This window comes from Pseudonocardia sp. ICBG1142 (genome assembly GCF_020496255.1).
GTDB lineage: Bacteria > Actinomycetota > Actinomycetes > Mycobacteriales > Pseudonocardiaceae > Pseudonocardia.
In genome coordinates, this window is sequence record NZ_JAHLJC010000030.1 from 816,924 (window position 1) to 835,111 (window position 18,188).

General features: G+C 74.3%; 19 protein-coding genes. 7 read left to right on the forward strand and 12 right to left on the reverse strand.

Features of this window, described 5'->3' with window-relative positions; genetic code table 11:
- Window positions 1-181: 181 nt before the first annotated feature.
- Window positions 182-2,476, reverse strand: coding sequence for a DUF6049 family protein (locus KPL59_RS18050; protein ID WP_226353629.1), 2,295 nt, complete (start codon window positions 2,474-2,476; stop codon window positions 182-184).
- Window positions 2,473-3,021 (reverse strand): NUDIX hydrolase, encoded by a 549-nt coding sequence (locus KPL59_RS18055; RefSeq protein WP_043276193.1) that lies wholly within the window; start codon window positions 3,019-3,021, stop codon window positions 2,473-2,475. The genes KPL59_RS18050 and KPL59_RS18055 overlap by 4 nt, the downstream gene beginning before the upstream one ends.
- A gap of 196 nt (window positions 3,022-3,217) precedes the next feature.
- On the opposite strand from KPL59_RS18055, the gene KPL59_RS18060 reads away from it, so the two are divergent.
- Window positions 3,218-4,693: a CCA tRNA nucleotidyltransferase gene (locus tag KPL59_RS18060; protein WP_226362101.1), complete on the forward strand. Its 1,476-nt coding sequence runs from the start codon at window positions 3,218-3,220 to the stop codon at window positions 4,691-4,693.
- A 141-nt stretch (window positions 4,694-4,834) separates the two neighbouring features.
- Window positions 4,835-5,431, forward strand: coding sequence for a YqgE/AlgH family protein (locus KPL59_RS18065; protein WP_020621932.1), 597 nt, complete (start codon window positions 4,835-4,837; stop codon window positions 5,429-5,431).
- Window positions 5,432-5,594: 163 nt separating this feature from the next.
- On the opposite strand, the gene KPL59_RS18070 is transcribed toward KPL59_RS18065, so the two are convergent.
- On the reverse strand, window positions 5,595-6,080 hold the full coding sequence (locus tag KPL59_RS18070; protein WP_226361471.1) for an SdpI family protein: 486 nt from the start codon (window positions 6,078-6,080) through the stop codon (window positions 5,595-5,597).
- A 207-nt stretch (window positions 6,081-6,287) separates the two neighbouring features.
- Here KPL59_RS18070 and leuS point away from each other — a divergent pair, with 207 nt between their 5' ends.
- Window positions 6,288-9,146 carry a leucine--tRNA ligase gene (leuS, locus tag KPL59_RS18075; protein WP_305080553.1) on the forward strand — a complete coding sequence of 953 codons (2,859 nt, stop codon included), beginning with the start codon at window positions 6,288-6,290 and terminating at the stop codon, window positions 9,144-9,146.
- A 47-nt stretch (window positions 9,147-9,193) separates the two neighbouring features.
- Window positions 9,194-9,970: a hypothetical protein gene (locus KPL59_RS18080; RefSeq protein ID WP_226350946.1), complete on the forward strand. Its 777-nt coding sequence runs from the start codon at window positions 9,194-9,196 to the stop codon at window positions 9,968-9,970.
- Between the two features lie 28 nt (window positions 9,971-9,998).
- Here the strand turns inward: KPL59_RS18080 and KPL59_RS18085 are convergent, their stop codons facing one another.
- From KPL59_RS18085 to KPL59_RS35820, 5 genes are all read right to left on the reverse strand, one after another.
- On the reverse strand, window positions 9,999-10,442 hold the full coding sequence (locus KPL59_RS18085) for a HEPN domain-containing protein (protein ID WP_226361472.1): 444 nt from the start codon (window positions 10,440-10,442) through the stop codon (window positions 9,999-10,001).
- Window positions 10,439-11,194 carry a UPF0158 family protein gene (locus tag KPL59_RS18090; protein WP_226361473.1) on the reverse strand — a complete coding sequence of 252 codons (756 nt, stop codon included), beginning with the start codon at window positions 11,192-11,194 and terminating at the stop codon, window positions 10,439-10,441. The genes KPL59_RS18085 and KPL59_RS18090 overlap by 4 nt, the downstream gene beginning before the upstream one ends.
- A gap of 74 nt (window positions 11,195-11,268) precedes the next feature.
- Window positions 11,269-11,748, reverse strand: a complete 480-nt coding sequence (locus tag KPL59_RS18095; RefSeq protein WP_226350947.1) for a DUF1707 domain-containing protein — start codon at window positions 11,746-11,748, stop codon at window positions 11,269-11,271.
- Window positions 11,687-12,709 (reverse strand): DMT family transporter, encoded by a 1,023-nt coding sequence (locus tag KPL59_RS18100; protein ID WP_226350948.1) that lies wholly within the window; start codon window positions 12,707-12,709, stop codon window positions 11,687-11,689. The genes KPL59_RS18095 and KPL59_RS18100 overlap by 62 nt, the downstream gene beginning before the upstream one ends.
- On the reverse strand, window positions 12,706-12,840 hold the full coding sequence (locus KPL59_RS35820; RefSeq protein WP_020621925.1) for a hypothetical protein: 135 nt from the start codon (window positions 12,838-12,840) through the stop codon (window positions 12,706-12,708). Before KPL59_RS35820 ends, KPL59_RS18100 begins: the two co-directional genes overlap by 4 nt.
- An 82-nt stretch (window positions 12,841-12,922) precedes the next feature.
- Between KPL59_RS35820 and KPL59_RS18105 the strand changes: the two genes are divergently transcribed.
- Window positions 12,923-13,828, forward strand: coding sequence for a LysR family transcriptional regulator (locus tag KPL59_RS18105; protein ID WP_043276195.1), 906 nt, complete (start codon window positions 12,923-12,925; stop codon window positions 13,826-13,828).
- Here KPL59_RS18105 and KPL59_RS18110 read toward each other — a convergent pair.
- From KPL59_RS18110 to KPL59_RS18125, 4 genes are all read right to left on the reverse strand, one after another.
- Entirely contained in the window at window positions 13,806-14,546 is a 741-nt protein-coding gene (locus tag KPL59_RS18110) for an SDR family oxidoreductase (protein WP_226350949.1), read from the reverse strand. The genes KPL59_RS18105 and KPL59_RS18110 overlap by 23 nt on opposite strands.
- A 119-nt stretch (window positions 14,547-14,665) precedes the next feature.
- Window positions 14,666-15,268 (reverse strand): C40 family peptidase, encoded by a 603-nt coding sequence (locus tag KPL59_RS37005; protein ID WP_308187908.1) that lies wholly within the window; start codon window positions 15,266-15,268, stop codon window positions 14,666-14,668.
- A gap of 366 nt (window positions 15,269-15,634) precedes the next feature.
- Window positions 15,635-16,714, reverse strand: a complete 1,080-nt coding sequence (locus KPL59_RS18120) for an inositol-3-phosphate synthase (RefSeq protein ID WP_043276188.1) — start codon at window positions 16,712-16,714, stop codon at window positions 15,635-15,637.
- 1 nt (window position 16,715) lies between these two features.
- Entirely contained in the window at window positions 16,716-17,360 is a 645-nt protein-coding gene (locus KPL59_RS18125) for a PadR family transcriptional regulator (protein WP_060714214.1), read from the reverse strand.
- A gap of 194 nt (window positions 17,361-17,554) precedes the next feature.
- Here KPL59_RS18125 and KPL59_RS18130 point away from each other — a divergent pair, with 194 nt between their 5' ends.
- On the forward strand, window positions 17,555-17,950 hold the full coding sequence (locus tag KPL59_RS18130; protein WP_075312604.1) for a DUF5318 family protein: 396 nt from the start codon (window positions 17,555-17,557) through the stop codon (window positions 17,948-17,950).
- Window positions 17,943-18,095, forward strand: coding sequence for a hypothetical protein (locus KPL59_RS18135; protein ID WP_158071549.1), 153 nt, complete (start codon window positions 17,943-17,945; stop codon window positions 18,093-18,095). The genes KPL59_RS18130 and KPL59_RS18135 overlap by 8 nt, the downstream gene beginning before the upstream one ends.
- Window positions 18,096-18,188: the final 93 nt, after the last annotated feature.

Sequence of the window (18,188 nt, forward strand, 5' to 3'; positions counted from 1 at the left end):
CCCCCGGACCCGTCTCCCCTGTCTTCGGCGGCGGGTGCCGATCGGTTTGCCCACCCATCCTCGCGATTCGCCCGGAAGCAGCGGTGATGCGACGAGCGGTCAATACCGTACGGCGAACGACGTCGGTGTTCCTTGTCTCCCCGATGCCTCCCCCGATGTCTCCCCGACGTCCGTCCCGGGCTCAGGAGCGGTGGGCGCGTCCGGACGGCGCCGGCCTCGGTGGCACGGGGGCGTCGGGGGGCGGGCCCGGCCCGGGGCCGGGTCCCGGGCCACCGGACGGACCGGGTGCGGCGGCCGGCCGCAGCCTGCGCAGCACCCGTCGGACCACCAGGACCACGAGGACGCCGCCCGCGATCGCGGTCAGCCAGACGGTGACCGTCCCGTAGACGGTCGACCGGACCCGCAGCCGGGTGTCCGGCCCGAGCGCGACGCCGTCCGGGGTGAGCAGACCGGCGTCCACACTGAACACCCCGGAGCGGGTGACCTGGGCGCTGACCCGCACCTGGACGCGGCCGCGCGGCGGTACCGCCTGCACCTCGATCGGGGCGACCCGCAGACCGGTGGTGCTCGACAGCACCACCCGCACGTTCATCGTCACCGGCAGCCCGTTGGCGACGGTGATCAGCAGCGGTGCGTCGCTGGTCCCGAGCGAGTACGGGCTGGGCGGCTCGACCACCCGCACCGAGGCGCGGATCTGGGCCACCCGGTCGGCGACGACGGTCTGCTCCTGCTCGGCGCGCGCCGGGTCGCCCCGCCACCACGACGACACCGCCCGCAGGGTGCCGGTCACCAGCGGGTCGAACACGTCGGCGGGGCTCGCCCCGACCCCGGTGCGGGCCTCGGCCGCGGCGCGCAGCGCCTCGATCGTCCTGACCTGGTCGGCCACCCCGGACACGACGCTCCCCGGGATCTCCGCGCCGCCGGCCTGCGGTGGGTAGAACAGCTGTGTCCCGCCGGTCCGGATCTCGCCCCCGGTGAGGGTGGGCAGGCCGGTCGGGGCGATCCGGCCGTCCTCGATCAGCGAGGTCAGGGCGGTCAGCACTCCGGCGGCGGCCGGTCCGTCCGCGGCCCAGCGGTGCGGCGGCGCGACGACCAGCGGCCCGTCGGCCTCCCCGGCGCGCAGCGCGAGCGCCCCGGCGAGGTCCTGGCCGGCGAGCCCGTCCGCGGCCCCCTGCTGCACCTCGACACCGGCGGGTCCGGTCGCGGCCTCGGTGAGCAGCGGGTCGGTGAGCAGCGCGGACTCGTCGCCGTCCCGGCCGGTGCCGTCGGAGCCGCCCACCCGGACCCGGCCCGACGCCGTCGCGCCGGTCACCCCGTCGGCGGAGAGCAGCAGCCGGGTCCCGCCGCCGAGCGCGTCCAACGTCGCCTCGTCGACGACGCCGTCGACGGGCCACACGACGCGGTCGAGGACCGTGGTCCCGAGCTCGGCGGACAGGGTCCGGCGGCCGCTGTCCAGCGCGGTCCGGGCGAGGTCGGCCTGACCGCCGCGGACCAGGGCGACCAGGTCGGCGTCCGACGGCGGCAGGGCGATCACGCAGGTCCCGCGCGCGGCCGCGGTCAGCGCCGCGAGCCACTGGCCCGCCGCCTCCGCGCCGCGCCCCGGCTCGGACTCGTCGGGGCCGGTGACGACGTCGTAGCCGTCGCGCATGGCCGCCGCGGTGGCCACGAGCTCGGGGTCGATCGCCAGGCAGAGCGCGGACCGGGTCGGGGACCCGGCGGGCGCCGCGGAGCCCAGCGCCTCGACCAGGCCGCGCAGCCGCCCGCCCTCGGCGAAGGAGACCGCGAGGTCGTCGTCGGTCAGCAGCGGCGGCTCGCCGGGCAGCGGCGGGACCCGGCGCGGGGGGTCGGTGATCGGGTACAGCATCGTCACCGGCGCGGCGGCCCCCGGCGCCGGCGGCGACGCGGCCCCCGGGAGCGACGACACCGGCAGCAACGTGCGGACCCCGGCCAGCCGCGACGGCGCGCCGTCGACGGTCCCGTTGAGGTTCACCAGCAGCGGGTAGGTGCCCGGGCCGGGCAGCGCCAGCGTCGACTGCGGGGGCCCGGTGAGCGGGACGGCGTAGCGGAACGGGACCGACGCACCCGACGGCAGCGGGCCGAGATCGGCGAACGGCGGCGTCGCGTCGTCGACCGCAGCCTCCCCGGCCAGCGCGGTCCGCAGCGCCGCCTCACCGGTCAGCGCCGGCCCGCGCTGCACCCGGACGGACAGGTCGTCGACGGTCGCCGGGCCGGTGTTGGTGACGGTGCCGGTGACGACGAGCTCGTCCGGCCCCGCCGACGTCACCACCCGCGGGGTCATCGTGGCGACGTCGAGCCGGACCGGGGCGGCGGGCTGCTGGGCCGGTTGCCGCACCGGTTGCTGCACCGGACTGTCCCGGGCGGCCGCCTGCGGGGCGCCCGCCGGGAACGCCGCGGGGAGGAACAGCGCCACCACCGCGGTGAGCACGATCGCGACCAGGGCCGCGACCCGGCTCACGCCGTCTCCTCCAGCAGGTCGGCCGCATGCCGGATCAGCCGGCGCTCGTCGGCGTAGGCGAGACGGCCCTCGAGCTCGTCGAGCGGAACCCAGGCCACCTCGGAGACCTCGACGTCCTCGTCGCAGAGCTCGCCGCCGAGGGCGCGCATCAGGTAGTGGTGGACCGTCTTGTGGACGCGCCGGTCCTCGGCGACGAACCAGAAGTCGATGGTGCCCAGGGGAGCCAGCACCTCACCGATGATGCCGGTCTCCTCCTGCACCTCGCGCACCGCGGCCTGCTCCGCGGTCTCACCGGCCTCGATGTGGCCCTTGGGCAGCGACCACAGCAACCGGCCCCGGCGGTCCAGCCGGCCGATCAGCGCGGCGGCGCCGGTCTCGGGGTGCACGACGAGCCCACCGGCGGACGTCTCGTCCACCGTGCGCAGCCGGCGACGACCGTCCGGGGACCGGTCGGAGCGCCCGGCACGGCCGGCGCGTGCGCTCCGGCTCTCACGGCCGGGTTCCGCGCCGCGCCCTGCCGAGGAGCGGCCGCGGGATGGGGACATGTGGCGATGGTAACGAGGAGGTGGCCCGAAGGGGGGGCGACGAGCCGCCCGCGGCCGTGGCGTCACCCGGTCGCCCCGTCGTCGATCACCGGTCGGACGGTGCGGGACGACCGGAGGACCCGTGCCCGGCGGCCGGGCGCGTTGCCTAGACTGGCCCGTCGTGTCCTCGTCGTCCCCGTCCTCCACCGCCCGACAGGTGACCCGGGTCCCGGCCGGATCCGCCCCGGACCCGGACGAGTTGCAGCGAGCACAGGAGAACGCCGTGGTCGCACTGCTCGACGTCCCGGCCGTCGCCGACGAGCTGGCCGCCCGGTTCGCCGCCCGTGGGCACCTGCTCTACCTCGTCGGCGGCAGCGTCCGCGACGCCGTGCTGCGCGGCACCGGCGCGTCGACCCGGGACTCCGGCGACCTCGACTTCACCACCGACGCCCGCCCCGAGCAGATCCTCGCGATCGTGCGCGGCTGGGCCGAGGCGGTCTGGGACACCGGGATCGCGTTCGGGACCGTCGGACTGCGCCGCGACGGGCAGACCCTCGAGGTGACGACCTTCCGCGCCGACACCTACGACGGCACCTCCCGCAACCCGGAGGTCCGCTTCGGCGACACCGTCGAGGGCGACCTCGTGCGCCGCGACTTCACGGTCAACGCCATGGCGGTCGAGCTGACCGGGCCGCAGCGCCGCTTCGTCGACCCGCACGGCGGGTTCGCCGCGCTCGCCCAGGGCGTCCTGGACACCCCGGACACCCCGGAGCGCTCCTTCTCCGACGACCCGCTGCGGATGCTGCGCGCCGCCCGGTTCGTCTCCCAGCTCGGCTTCTCCCCCGCCGCGCGGGTCACCACCGCGATGACGGCGATGGCCGACGAGCTGACCCGGATCACCGCCGAGCGGGTACAGGCCGAGTTCTCCAAGCTGATGCTCGGCGAGCACCCCCGGCGGGGTCTGGAGCTGCTCTGCGACACCGGTCTGGCCCGGCACGTCGTCCCCGAGGTCCCGGCGATGCAGCTGGAGACCGACGAGCACATGCAGCACAAGGACGTCTACACCCACTCGCTCGTCGTGATGGAGCAGGCGATCGAGCGCGAGACCGACGGGCCGGACCTCACGCTGCGCCTGGCCGCGCTGCTGCACGACATCGGCAAGCCGGCGACCCGGCGCAAGGAGCCGGACGGGCGGGTCTCGTTCCACCACCACGAGGTGGTGGGGGCGAAGATGGCCCGCAAGCGACTGCGGGCGCTCAAGTACCCGAAGGCCCTGGTCGACGACGTGTGCCAGCTCGTCTACCTGCACCTGCGGTTCCACGGCTACGGCAAGGGCGAGTGGACCGACTCGGCCGTGCGCCGCTACGTCGCCGACGCCGGGCCGCTGCTGGAGCGGCTGCACCAGCTGGTCCGCTCGGACTGCACCACGCGCAACCGGCGCCGGGCCGCGGCCCTGCAGCGCAACTACGACGGCCTGGAGAACCGGATCGCCGAGCTGCGCAAGCAGGAGGAGCTCGACGCGATCCGCCCGGACCTGGACGGCAACCGGATCATGGAGCTGCTGGGCATCCCGCCGGGGCCGGCCGTCGGGAAGGCCTACCGGCACATGCTGGCGCTGCGGATGGAGCAGGGCCCGATGGACGCCGAGCAGGCCGAGGCCGCGCTGCGGGCCTGGGCGTCCGAGAACCTCTGACCCGGACGTACGTCCTGTACGGACGTACACATCGGTGGACGTACGTCCTACACGAACGTATGAACTATCATGTCCGGAGTACGACGCTACGGCGAACGGGTGGCAGAACCGCGTCCGCGTCGTAGGTGCGAACATGGACCCGTGCGGGAACACCGCGCCACGCGAGGCGCCGCTCTTCCCCCGGTCACGCCGGGGAGTCTGCTCGTCGCCGCCCCCGGTCTGGGCGACCCGAACTTCTCCCGGACGGTCGTCTACATGATCGAGCACCGTCCGCAGGGCAGCCTCGGGGTCGTGCTCAACCGGCCGGGCCAGGCCGCCGTGCGGGACGTGCTCCCGCGCTGGGCCGGGCTCACCAGCGACCCCGGGACCATGTTCGTCGGCGGGCCGGTGGAGGCCCGCACCGCGCTCTGCCTGGCCGCCCTGCGGACCGGGGAGACCGGCAGCGGGATCGGCGGGCTGATGCCGGTCCGGCCGCCGGTGCAGCTGGTCGACCTCGACTCCGACCCGGCCCCGCTCGCGCGGCGGCTGCGCGGCCTGCGGATCTTCGCCGGCTACTCCGGCTGGGACGCGGGTCAGCTGGGTGGCGAGATCGCCCGGGGTGACTGGTACGTCGTCCCCGGCCTGCCCGACGACCTGCTGACCACCGTCTACGACCAGCTGTGGGAGCGGGTGCTGCGCCGCCAGGGCGTCCCGCTGGCGCTGCTCGCCACGTTCCCGCGGGATCCGGCCTGGAACTGACGCGGCCGACCGCGTCGCGGTCCACGTGGCGCCGTTCGAGCGGATCACCCTCGACGGGGAGACGGTCCGCCCGCAGTCCGGCGGGTTCTACGGGGGCCGGGTCACCGACGAGGTCGTCGGCCCGTTCACCGGCGGGCCGGGTTTCCGCGGCCGGTGGGCCCGGTCAGGCCTCGTGGGACAGGCCGGTGCGGGCCCCGGGCTCGGAGCCCGGCTCGGTGCCGGTCGCGTCGCGGCAGCCGGCCACCAGGTCGCAGCCGGCGCAGACCCCGCCGCAGCTCGGGGCCGCGGCCTGCGCGGCGATCGCCGCGGCGGCGGCCCGCGCCCCGACCGCGCCACCGAGACCGGCGAGCACGACCGTCCCGACCAGCGCGATCGCGCCGAGCACCCACGGGGCGGCGCCGGGGCGGTCCAGGGCCAGCAGCACCGTCCCGCCGACCAGGGCGATCACCCCGGCGGCCGCGACCGGCGGCGCGGCCACCCGGTTGGCGACCGCGAACGCGTCGGCGGTCCGCAGGCTGTCCGCGGTGCGGACACCGACGAAGCGGTTGCGCGGCAGCCGGCCGGTCCCCCCCAGCACGGCGAGGACGACGAGGACCACCCCGGCCAGCAGGAGCAGGGCGGCGAGGAGCAGGCGGAGCGTCGTGGGCACGTGACCAGGGTAGAACCCGGAGGAACGGGGGCGCCCGCCCCGGCTACCCTGGTCACATGTGCACGGCCCGCCGACTTCCCGGCGCGGCGTCGTAGCCACAACACGGCGCCGCGACGGCCCCTCCTGCGTGATGCGCACGAGGGGCCGCGACGTGTTCCGGGCCCCGAGTCGGGCCGTCACGACAGGCATCCCCGAGGTGAGACGGACATGAGCACCGAGACCACGACCGCGTCCGAGCAGCGTGCGGACCGCCCGGCGTACCGCTACGACGCCGAGATGGCCGCCCGCATCGAGCGGAAGTGGCAGGACTTCTGGGAGACCGAGCAGACCTTCCACGCCCCGGACCCGGGGCAGCCCGGCTCGGAGAAGCCGAAGGTCTACCTGATGGACATGTTCCCCTACCCCTCCGGGGCGGGGCTGCACGTCGGGCACCCGCTGGGCTTCATCGGCACCGACGTGCTGGGCCGCTACCTGCGGATGAACGGCCACAATGTGCTGCACCCGATGGGCTTCGACGCCTTCGGGCTGCCCGCCGAGCAGTACGCCGTGCAGACCGGGACCCACCCGCGGACGACGACCGAGACCAACATCGCCCGCTACCGGCAGCAGCTGCGTCAGCTGGGCCTGGGCCACGACCCGCGCCGCTCGGTGTCCACCACCGACATCGAGTTCTACCGCTGGACCCAGTGGATCTTCCGCGAGATCTTCGAGTCCTGGTACGACACCGACGCCGACCGCGCCCGCCCGATCTCCGAGCTGCGCGCCGAGTTCGAGGCCGGTACCCGCCCGACCCCGGACGGCCGTCCGTGGGTCGAGCTGTCCGAGGGCGCGCGGCGCGCGGCGATCGACGGCCACCGGCTGGCCTACATCTCCGAGGCCCCGGTCAACTGGTGCCCCGGCCTGGGCACCGTGCTGGCGAACGAGGAGGTCACCCCCGACGGCCGCTCCGAGCGCGGCAACTTCCCCGTCTTCCGCCGCAACCTGAAGCAGTGGATGATGCGGATCACCGCCTACGCCGACCGGCTGGCCGACGACCTGGACCGGGTCGAATGGCCGGAGTCGGTCAAGGCGATGCAGCGCAACTGGATCGGCCGCTCCGAGGGGGCCCGCGTCCGGTTCCCCGTGGTCGGTTCCGACGACGCCGTCGAGGTCTTCACGACCCGCCCGGACACCCTGTTCGGCGCCACCTACATGGTGCTGGCGCCCGAGCACCCGCTGGTGTCCTCGCTGGTCCCGGCGCAGTGGCCGGACGGCACCGATCCCCGCTGGACCGGTGGCGCGGCGACGCCCGCCGAGGCCGTCGCCGCGTACCGCGCCGAGGCCGCGCGCAAGTCGGAGCTGGACCGCCAGGAGAACAAGGACAAGACCGGTGTGTTCACCGGCGCGTACGCCACCAACCCGGTGAACGGCGCGGCCGTCCCGGTGTTCGTCGCCGACTACGTGCTGATGGGCTACGGCACCGGCGCGATCATGGCGGTCCCCGCGCAGGACCAGCGTGACTGGGACTTCGCCACCGCGTTCGGTCTGCCCGTCGTGCGGACCGTCGACCCGGGTGAGGGCTGGACCGGCGAGGCCTTCACCGGCGACGGGCTGGCGATCAACTCCGCGAACGACGAGATCAGCCTGAACGGGCTGGGCGTCGACGAGGCCAAGCGCACGATCATCGACTGGCTGGCCGCGACGGGCGCGGGCGAGGGCGTCGTGCAGTACAAGCTGCGCGACTGGCTGTTCTCCCGGCAGCGCTACTGGGGCGAGCCGTTCCCGGTCGTCTGGGACCAGCACGGTCCGATCGCGCTGCCCGAGGACCAGCTGCCCGTCGTCCTGCCCGACGTCGACGACTACTCCCCCAAGACCTACGCCCCGGACGACGCGAACTCCGAGCCGGAGCCGCCGCTGTCCCGGGCGCACGAGTGGGTGGCCGTCGAGCTGGACCTGGGCGACGGCCCGAAGCAGTACCGCCGCGAGACGAACACGATGCCGCAGTGGGCCGGGTCGTGCTGGTACTACCTGCGCTACCTGGACCCGGAGAACACCGAGCGGTTCGTCTCCGCCGAGGCCGAGAAGTACTGGATCGGCAAGGACACGGCGCGGTCGGTCGCCGACCCGGGCGGCGTCGACCTGTACGTCGGCGGGGTCGAGCACGCCGTGCTGCACCTGCTGTACTCGCGGTTCTGGCACAAGGTCCTGTTCGACCTGGGCCACGTGAGCAGCGAGGAGCCGTTCCGGAAGCTGTTCAACCAGGGCTACATCCAGGCCTGGGCCTACACCGACGCCCGCGGCACCTACGTGCCGGCCGAGGAGGTCGTCGAGGTCGTCGGGGAGGACGGCACCGCCGGTTTCACGTGGAACGGGCAGCCCGTCACCCGGGAGTACGGGAAGATGGGCAAGTCGCTGAAGAACGTCGTGACGCCCGACGACATGTGCGACCGCTACGGCGCGGACACCTTCCGGCTGTACGAGATGTACACCGGTCCGATGGCCGCCTCCCGCCCGTGGTCGACGCGCGACGTCGTCGGCCCGCAGCGGTTCCTGCAGCGGGTGTGGCGCAACCTGGTCGACGAGACGACCGGTGAGGTCACCGTCGTCGACACGGCGCCGTCGGAGGAGATCCTGCGGTCCGTGCACAAGGCGATCGCCGGCGTCCGCGCCGACTACCCCGCGCTGCACTACAACACCGCCGCCGCGAAGCTGATCGAGCTGAACAACGCCCTGACCAAGCGGGGCACGCCGGTCGAGCGCGAGGTCGCGGAGGCGCTGGTGCTGATGCTGGCACCGCTGGCCCCGCACATCGCCGAGGAGCTGTGGCAGAAGCTGGGCCACGACGACACGCTGGCCTACGCCCCGTTCCCGGTCGCCGACGAGCGCTACCTGGTCGCGGACACCGTCGAGTACCCGATCCAGGTCAACGGCAAGGTCCGTTCCCGGGTCGTCGTCGCCGCCGACGCGGGCCAGGACGACATCCGGGCGGCCGCGCTGGCCGACGAGAAGGTCGTCGCCGCGCTGGACGGGGCCGAGCCGAAGAAGGTCATCGTCGTCCCGGGGCGCCTGGTCAACGTCGTCCGGTAGGGAACGCGGGCGACCTCCTGCCCGTTGAGGCGGGCAGGAGGTCCGTCATGAGCACAGTCCTGACCCTGATCGTGGTGCTGGCCGTCGTCGCGGCCGTCGTCTGGCTGGTCCGGCGGCACAACGCGGACTCCGCCGCCGCCCTGGCCGACGCCCAGGCCGAGTCCCGGCGCTGGGTGGAACGGCTCGGCGGCCAGGTCCTGGCCCTGACCGGGACCGACGAGGCGAGCCGCCAGGCGCTGGCCGACGCGGCCGAGCGCTACACCGCGGCCGGCTCGCAGATGGAGCAGGCGCGGACCCCCGCGCAGTGCCGGCAGGTCACCGAGACCGCCTACGAGGGCCTCTACTACGTCCGAGCCGCACGCACCGCGATGGGCATGGACCCCGGACCCGAGCTGCCGCCGTTGCCCGGCCAGTCCCGCGCCGGTGAGGTCACCGAGGACCGCGAGGTCGAGGTGGAGGGTCGCAGCCTGGGTGCGTCGCCGCGACCGACCGACCGCAACAGCCACTACTACCCCGGTGGGACCGTCGCCGGGCGCCCGGTGCCGCGCGGCTGGTACTCCGAGCCCTGGTGGAAGCCCGCACTCGTCGCCGGGGCCTGGGGCGTCGGCTCGGCGCTGCTGTTCACCTCGCTGTTCAGCGGGATGGCCGGCGCCGACCAGGCCGCCTACGCCGACGGGTTCGCCGACGGCGCGGCGCTCGACGACCCGGGCTTCGACGGCGGCTTCGACGGCGGGGTCGACGGAGCCGACCCGGGCTTCGACGGCGGCTTCGATGGCGGGGGCCTGTTCGACAACGACTCCGACTTCGGCGGGGACTTCTTCTGACCCGCGCGGTCACCGCCGCCGCGGCCGGTCAGGCCCGGGACCCGCGCCGGACCGGCTTCTCCGGCCGCCGGGTCGCCCCGTTCTCCGGTGCCGGGGGCGTGGACAGGGCGGGCTCGGCGAGCCAGGCCTCCACGGCGTCGAGGACGAACGCGGCGTCGTCGAGAGCGGCGCGCGCCTCGGCGGCGGGGGCGGTCGCGTCGGAGTGGTCGGCCAGCGCCCGCCGGTTGTAGAGCGACCGCAGCAGCCGACCGGCGCGCGGGTCCAGCGACCGTTCCCGCACGACCCGGCGCACGAACGCGCTGACCACCTCGGAGTGCTCGGCGCGGGTCTCCCCCAGCACCAGCAGCGCGGTCTCGGCGGCGCGGAACGCGCGGGAGACCGCGGCGTCGCCGAAGCCGTTCTCCGCCAGCACCCGGGCCCCGCCCAGCTCGACCCGGGCCCGGGCGAGCCCGCCGTGCACCCGCCGGGTCACCGGACCCGCACCGCCTCGGCGCGGGCCCGCACGACCGTCGGGTCGGCGGCGCGGACGAGCTCGCCCTGCCCGACCGGCAGCACGCTGATCGTCAGCCCGGTCCGCCGGGTGTGCTGCCACAGCACGTCGTCCATCGCGCGGACCTCCTCCCAGGGCAGGATCGGGACCCCGTCGTCGTCGAGCACCACGAGCAGGTCGATCGCGGACTCGACCGAGCCCTCCCCGCTGGCCCAGGACCCGAACAGCAGCACCTGGCGCAGTCGGGGTCCGTAGAGCAGGGCCAGGTCGTCGTCGACGGCGGCGGGCACGTCGTCGTTGGACGGGTCCGGATCGGGGTAGCGGGCCTTGATCCGCTCGCCGTCCTCGGCACCGATCAGGCCGGCCGCGACCAGCCAGTCCGCCGCCCGGCGCCGGGCACGGGCGTCGCGGAAGCGGTACCACTGGTCACGGACCTCGGGGAACTCGAACAGCGTGTTCTTGAACCGGCGGAACGCGCCCCGGCCGTCGATCGCGCGGTCCAGCAACGCCGCGGCCCGGCGGTGCTGCACGCCCGCGGTGAAGTCGGACATGTCCCGATAGGACTCCCGGCTGGTCACCGGCCGGATCTCCACCCAGTCCGGATCGGGCCGGGTGCCGCCGGACACGCCGTGCACCTCGGCGTCGGCCGGGTCGAGGTACCAGGTGACCTCCGGCGTGCGGTCCTCGAGCGCGTCCGCGAGCGCGGACAGATCGAGGCGGGCGGGGTCGAGCACGGGGCGACTCTATGCCCGGTCCGGGGCGCGTGGCAGCCGTCGCAGGGCCTCGATCCTCGCGTCGGTCCTCGTCGTCAGTCCTTGTCGTCCTCGTCCTCGTCGTCGTCCTCGTCATCGGAGCCGAAGAAGAACTGTGCGACGAGGACCGCGGCCCAGATCCCCATCGGCACCATCGGCCAGAAGAACGGGAGCCCCTCCCCGTCGGAGGCCGCGGAGACCGCGGTCACCACCCAGATGCCGGTCAGGATGACCGCGGTGCCGGCCCACGACCGCCACTCGGTGAGGTGCTCACGCCTTGCCTCGGCCTTCTCCACCTCCGCCGTCTCGGCACGCACCGACGGCAGGGCCGTGCGCTCCACCGCGGGCAGGTCGGCGACCAGCCGGTCGAGATCCGCGCGGACGGTCGCCGCGTAGGCCTGCTGCAACCGCTCGTCGTACTCGGTCAGGGACAGCCGGCCTTCGTCGTGCGCCAGCGTCAGCCGTTCCGCGACCTCATTCCGTTCGGCGTCCGACACCCGCAGCACGGACCGCTCGTCGTCCCTGGACTCCCCCATGCCCGTCGAGCGTAGTGACCGAGCCGGTCACCGGGGTCGGTCGTTCGGAGGATCCCCGACCCCGGGACCCGGCCGGACGGGTGGCGACGGCGACGCCGACCAGGCAGAGCAGGCCGCCGGCGAGCGCGGCCGGTGCGGGCACCTCCCCGAGCAGCGCCCAGGACAGTCCGACCACCAGCGGCGGGATCGCGTACGTGGTCGCGGCCAGCTTGCTCGCTGTGGTGCGGGTCAGGGCGTACCCCCAGGTCAGGAACGCGACGCCGGTCGGGAACACCCCCAGGTAGACGACGCCGGCGACGGCCGTCGCCGGTGCGGTGGCGAGCTCGGCGACCAGCGACGGCAGGAACGGCAGCAGTGCGACGGCCCCGGCGACCGCGCCGGTCCAGGTCATCGTCAGGGCGTCCACCCGAGGCAGCAGCCGCTTCTGCGCGACGGCCGCACCCGCGTAGACCAGCGCGGCGAGCAGCCCCAGCAGCACCCCGGACAGGTCGACGCCCCCGGCGGAGGAGGCGGCCGCGATCAGCACCACCCCGGCGAACGCGACGCCCATCCCGGCCAGCAGCCGCGCGGGGAAGCCCTCCCCGAGCAGCAGCCCGGCCAGGACGGCGACGACCACCGGCGCCACGTTCACCAGCAGCGCGGTGGTGCCGGCGTCGAGGTGCCGCTCGGCCGCGTTCAGCGCGAGGTTGTAGACGCCGAACCAGGCCGCACCCCAGATCGCCACCGCGGCCAGCAGGCGTCCGCGGGGCAGTGGTGGGCCGGAGGTGCGTCTCCGGGCGCGGACGACGCTCAGGATCGCGGTCAGGGTCAGGGCCCCGAGCAGCATCCGCCCCAGGGCCAGCGCACCCGGGGACAGGTCGTGACCGACGGCGCGGATGGCCACGAACGCCGACGCCCACAGCACGACGGTGGTGGCCGCGGCGGCGAGCGGCAGCAGGCGGGACCGGGTCGCGGGGCTCACAGGGTGGGCCGGCGGGTGTCGTAGCCGGTGCGGACGGGCAGCCGTCGCGGTCGGTCCCGGAACGACCGGTACAGCGCGGCGAGGACGGCGGGCGTGGTGAGGGCGAGCAGCCCCAGGTGCACGGTGGTCATGAGGACATCGTCGGACCGCCCCACGGTTCAGCACCAGCGACATGTTCTGTTCCTGGATTCAGTTCTGCTGTACGGTCGGGCGGTGCTCGACACCCATCGTCTGATGATCTTCCGGTCGGTCGTGGCCGGTGGGTCGGTGCAGTCCGCCGCCGCCAACCTGGGGTACACGCCGTCGGCGGTGAGCCAGCACGTCACCGCGCTCGCCCGGGAGACCGGTCTGGTGCTGTTCGAGCGGGTGGGCCGCGGGCTGCGGCCGACCGCGGCAGGGCTGCTGCTGGCCGAACAGGCCGACGCGGTGCTGGCCCGGCTCGGGGAGGCCCAGGTGCTCGTCGAGGACCTGCGCACCGGGCGCACCGGGTCGCTGTCGCTCGCCTACTTCGCCTCCGTCGGGTCCGCCTGGATGCCGCGGGTCGTGCGCAGGCTGACCGGTGGCTTCCCGGGCGTCCGACTCGACCTGGCCCTGCGCGAGTGGCTGCCCGACGACCCGGCCGACCGCTCGGACCTGCAGATCGCCGTCGAGCGACCGGATTACGAGGCCTGGCCCGGGTTCTCGGTGCACCACCTGCTCGACGACCCCTACGTCGTGGTGCTGCCCGACGATCACCCGCTGGCCGGGGCGGAGCAGGTCGACCTGGCAGACCTGGCCGGGCAGCGATGGGTGGACAACGACTTCGCCCGCGGGTGGTGCCGGCGCAACCTGGTCGAGGCCTGCGCCGCCGCCGGGTTCCGCCCGCCGTTCCACGTCGAGGCTCACGACTACCGCACGGCGCTGGCCTTCGTCGCCGCCGGCATCGGAGTCACCGTGCTCCCCCGGCTCGGGGCCGTCGACCTGCCGGCCGGGACCTGCGCGGTGCCGGTCGTGCGCCCCACGCCGGTGCGGACGATCCTCGCGGTGGTCCGGGACGCCGCCGCTGCCGCGCCACCGTTGCTGGCGGCGCTCGACGAGCTGCGCGCGCAGTCCGCCCTCAGCCCTGCGGGCGCACCATGATCTCGGTGAGGTGGGCGTCGCGGGTCGCGGTCAGCGCGGCAAGGATCGCGGCGCCGACCGACTCCGGGCGCAGGAACTTCGAGCCGTCGTACCCGCCGTCCGCCGTCCCGGCTGCGGCCGCCTCCTGGGCCACGACCCGCTCCTGCATCGCGGTGTCCACCCGGCCCGGGTGCACGGAGGTGACCCGGATGCCGTTGCCGGACTCCTCGGCGCGCAGCGCCTCGCCGAAGGCGCGCAGCGCGAACTTGCTGGCCGCGTAGGAACCCCAGCCCGGGCGGGCGGTGAGCCCGGCGCCGGAGTTGACGAGCACGACGTCGGACCCGGTGTCCGTCCCGGCCGCGCGCAGCGCGGGCAGCAGCAGCCGGGTCGTCTCGGCGACCGCGACGACGTTGACGTCGAACTGGTGGCGCCAGGTCTGCGCGGTGGTCTCCTCGACGGTGCCCAGCTCCCCGATCCCGGCCGAGTGGACCAGCGCGTCGAGCCGGTCGATGCCGTCGAGGGCGGTGGCCAGCGCGTCGTCGTCGGTGAGCTCGACGGCCATGGTGCGGACCGCGACCGGGCCCGCCTCGGTCAGCTCATCGGCGAGGGCCTCCAGCCGCTTCTCGTCCCGGCCGCCGAGGACCAGGTCGTAGCGCGGCGCGAGCAGCCGGGCGGTGGCGGCGCCGATGCCCTGGGAGGCACCGGTGATCAGGGCGAGCGGGCGGCGGGGAGCGGTCACCCGGTGAACCTACGACGACCGGCCCCGTCCTGCGCGCGGACGGGGCCGGTCGTACCGGGGAGCGGGTGCGCTCAGAGCTGAGCTGCGTTCAGAGCTGAGCTGCGTTCCGCACGCTTCTCTCAGACCCGGCGGGCCGAGTTGAACGGCATCCGGTCGACGTCGGAGATCTTCACCGGCTGACCGCTCGTGGAGGCGTGCACGATCTGGCCGCCGCCGATGTAGATGCCGACGTGGCTGACCGGGCTGTAGAAGAAGACCAGGTCACCGGGCTTGAGGTTCGACTTCGACACCGGGGTGCCCACCTGGGCCTGGGCACGGCTCGTGCGGGGCAGGTCCTTGCCCGCCTTGGCGAAGGCGTAGCGGACCAGGCCGGAGCAGTCGAACGCGCTCGGGCCGGTGGCGCCCCAGCGGTAGGGCTTGCCGAGCTGGGCCAGCGCGGTCGACATCGCGCCGCTGCGTGCGGCGGCGGCCTGCGCGGCCGGGGCCGCGGCCTGCGCCGCGGAGGAGACCGAGAGCGCGGCCGGGTTCGCGCCGCGCGTCGGCAGCACGTTCGCGGCCGGGGCGACGGCACGGGTCACGGTCTCCGCGGTGGGTGCCGCGGAAGCGGTGGTGCCCGTGGGGGCCGCGGTGGCGGCGGGGAGCACGGACAGAACTGCGGCCGCGGCGGCAGTGGTGGCCACGACGGCGACGCGGAGCGCCGGAGCGGAATGACGCTGGGGCACGGTGGGGTCCTCGGGATGTTGCACCACCGGAGGAGCGGTCGGGGCGGGACCCGTGGACGCCGGTACGAAGGGGGAGTTCCGGTGGGGAGACCGGACAGCGCTCACGACCCGCCCGCGTCGTCGCCCGGCGGTGACCCTGCACCCCTCACCCCGGATGGGCGGTGGTCGCGCAAGGCCGGACCGCACATTACGAACAGATATCGCTCGATTAAATGACGCAGAACACATTCATTGCATGACTGCGATCACGACGAATAACGAGAACATTCCGGATCGGTAATTTCAGATTCCGGAACGTCTCCGGTACGGGAACGGCCCGGGGATGACCTGCGCGGTCGTCCCCGGGCCGTTGTACCGAGAAACCGATCAGTTGTCGATCTCGCCCCGGATGAACGCCTCGACCTTGTCGCGCGCCTCGGAGTCGCGGTACTGCTCCGGCGGCGACTTCATGAAGTAGCTCGACGCCGACAGGATCGGTCCGCCGATGCCGCGGTCCTTGGCGATCTTGGCCGCCCGCACGGCGTCGATGATGATGCCCGCGGAGTTCGGGGAGTCCCAGACCTCGAGCTTGTACTCCAGGTTCAGCGGGACGTCACCGAACGCGCGGCCCTCGAGCCGGACGTAGGCCCACTTGCGGTCGTCCAGCCAGGACACGTAGTCCGACGGGCCGATGTGCACGTTGCCCTTGCCCATGTCCCGGTCCACCTGCGAGGTGACGGCCTGGGTCTTGGAGACCTTCTTGGACTCCAGCCGCTCGAGCTCCTTCATGTTCAGGAAGTCCATGTTCCCGCCCACGTTGAGCTGCATCGTGCGGTCCAGCTGCACGCCGCGGTCCTCGAACAGCTTCGCCAGCACCCGGTGGGTGATGGTCGCGCCGACCTGGGACTTGATGTCGTCGCCGACGATCGGGACGCCGGCCGCGCGGAACTTCTCCGCCCACTCCGGGTCCGAGGCGATGAACACCGGCAGCGCGTTGACGAAGGCGACACCCGCGTCCAGCGCGGCCTGTGCGTAGAACCGGTCGGCGTCCTCGCTGCCCACCGGCAGGTAGGACACCAGCACGTCGGCCTCGGTGTCGCGCAGCACCGCCGCGACGTCGACGGGCTCGCCGTCGGCCTCGGTGATGGTCTCCCGGTAGAAGCGGCCGAGACCGTCGAGGGTCGGCCCGCGCTGCACGGTCACCCCGAGCGGCGGCACGTCCGCGATCTTGACCGTGTTGTTCTCACTGGCCGAGATCGCGTCGGCGAGATCCTGACCGACCTTCTTCGCGTCGACGTCGAACGCGGCCACGAAGGTCACGTCCCGGACGTGGTACCCGCCGAAGTCGACGTGCATCAGGCCGGGGACCTGGGTCGACGGATCGGCGTCCGCGTAGTAGTGAACCCCCTGGACCAGCGATGCCGCGCAGTTGCCCACGCCGACGACCGCCACCCGAACCTGGCTCATGTCAGGCTCCTCCTGTTGTCTCGTCCTGTCGTACCCCGCCGGTCGCGGGCCGGGATGGCCCGCCGCCGGGGAAGGTCCTCTCGTCACGGCCGTCCGTGGCATCCTGCTCGGCCCGTTCGGTCGCGATCAGCTCGTTCAGCCAGCACACCTCGCGCTCGGAGCACTCCAGCCCGAGCCGGTGCAGCTCGCGGGTGTAGCGGTCGACGCCCTCGCAGGGTCTGCCGAGCGCGGTGCGCAGGCCGTCCCGGCGTTCCTCGACGGCCCGTCTGCGGCCCTCCAGGATCCGGATCCTGGTCTCCGCCGGTGTCCGCGCGAAGAACGCCAGGTGCACGTCGAAGCTTCCGTCCTCCCAGGCCTGGGGGCCGGCCTCGGCGAGCATGGCAGCGAACCGGTCCCGGCCCGCCGGGGTGATGCGGTAGACCCGCCTGCCCCGTCGCAGCCGTCCCGGAGTGCGTCCGTACTGATCACCCGCCTCGTCGGTGGTCTCCGCGATCGACCCGGCCCGGAGCAGCCGGCGCAGGGCCGGGTACAACGAGCCGTAGGAGAACGCGCGGAAGCCGCCGAGCCGGCGACCGAGCTGCTTGCGCAGCTCGTACCCGTGCAGCGGACCGTCCTGGAGCAGGCCGAGGACCGCGAAGTCCAGCATCGCGACCTCCTCCGTGCGGACCGCCGACCGGTCACCCTATCGGTCCGATACATCGATCCGCCCGTGTGATGATCGTGATCACAGGCGACCGCGGACCGGACGAGTCCCCCGACCAGGTACGGAACGGTCGTGCCCGCGGGGCCCCGTGCGGGACGGCGATGGGTCCGCGGGTCCGTCCCGCGTACCATGGACGGGTGCTCAGCCCGCGACAGGTGGTGGACTACGCCCTGCAGCGCCGTGCTCTGCTGGCCGACGTCCGGGCCGGTCGGGTCGGCCGTGAGGAGGTGTGTGATGCGGGTGCCTACCTGCTCCGCGCCGCGCGCTTCCACGGCGCCCCCGCCGATCGGGCCTGTCCGGTCTGCCGGCACGACGAGCTCGCCCAGGTCTCCTGGGTGTTCGGCGAGAGTCTGCGTCACGTCTCCGGCTCGGCCCGCTCCGCGGCGGACCTCGAGCAGCTCGCGGCGCAGGTGCCCGACTTCTCGGTACACGTCGTCGAGGTGTGCACCGAGTGCCGCTGGAACCACCTGGTCCGCTCGTTCGTCCTCGGCACCGGCCGCCCCCGCCGTGGCCGGCGGAGTGCGGGTGGCTGAGTCCGATGGCGCCCTGCCCGACGAGCACGACCACCCGGACCGCGTGCACCGCGCCGGTCCGACGCCGGATCCCCTCGGCCCCGGGCACCCCCGGCCCGGGTTGCTGCGGATCCGGTCCACCGCATCCCACGGAGCCGCCCGGTGAACGACGAGCGTGACCCCCGGCGCACCCCGCCGCCGCCCCCGCCCCCCGGTCCCCCGCGGTCCCGCCCCCCGATGCCCCCGCCGCCACCCCGGC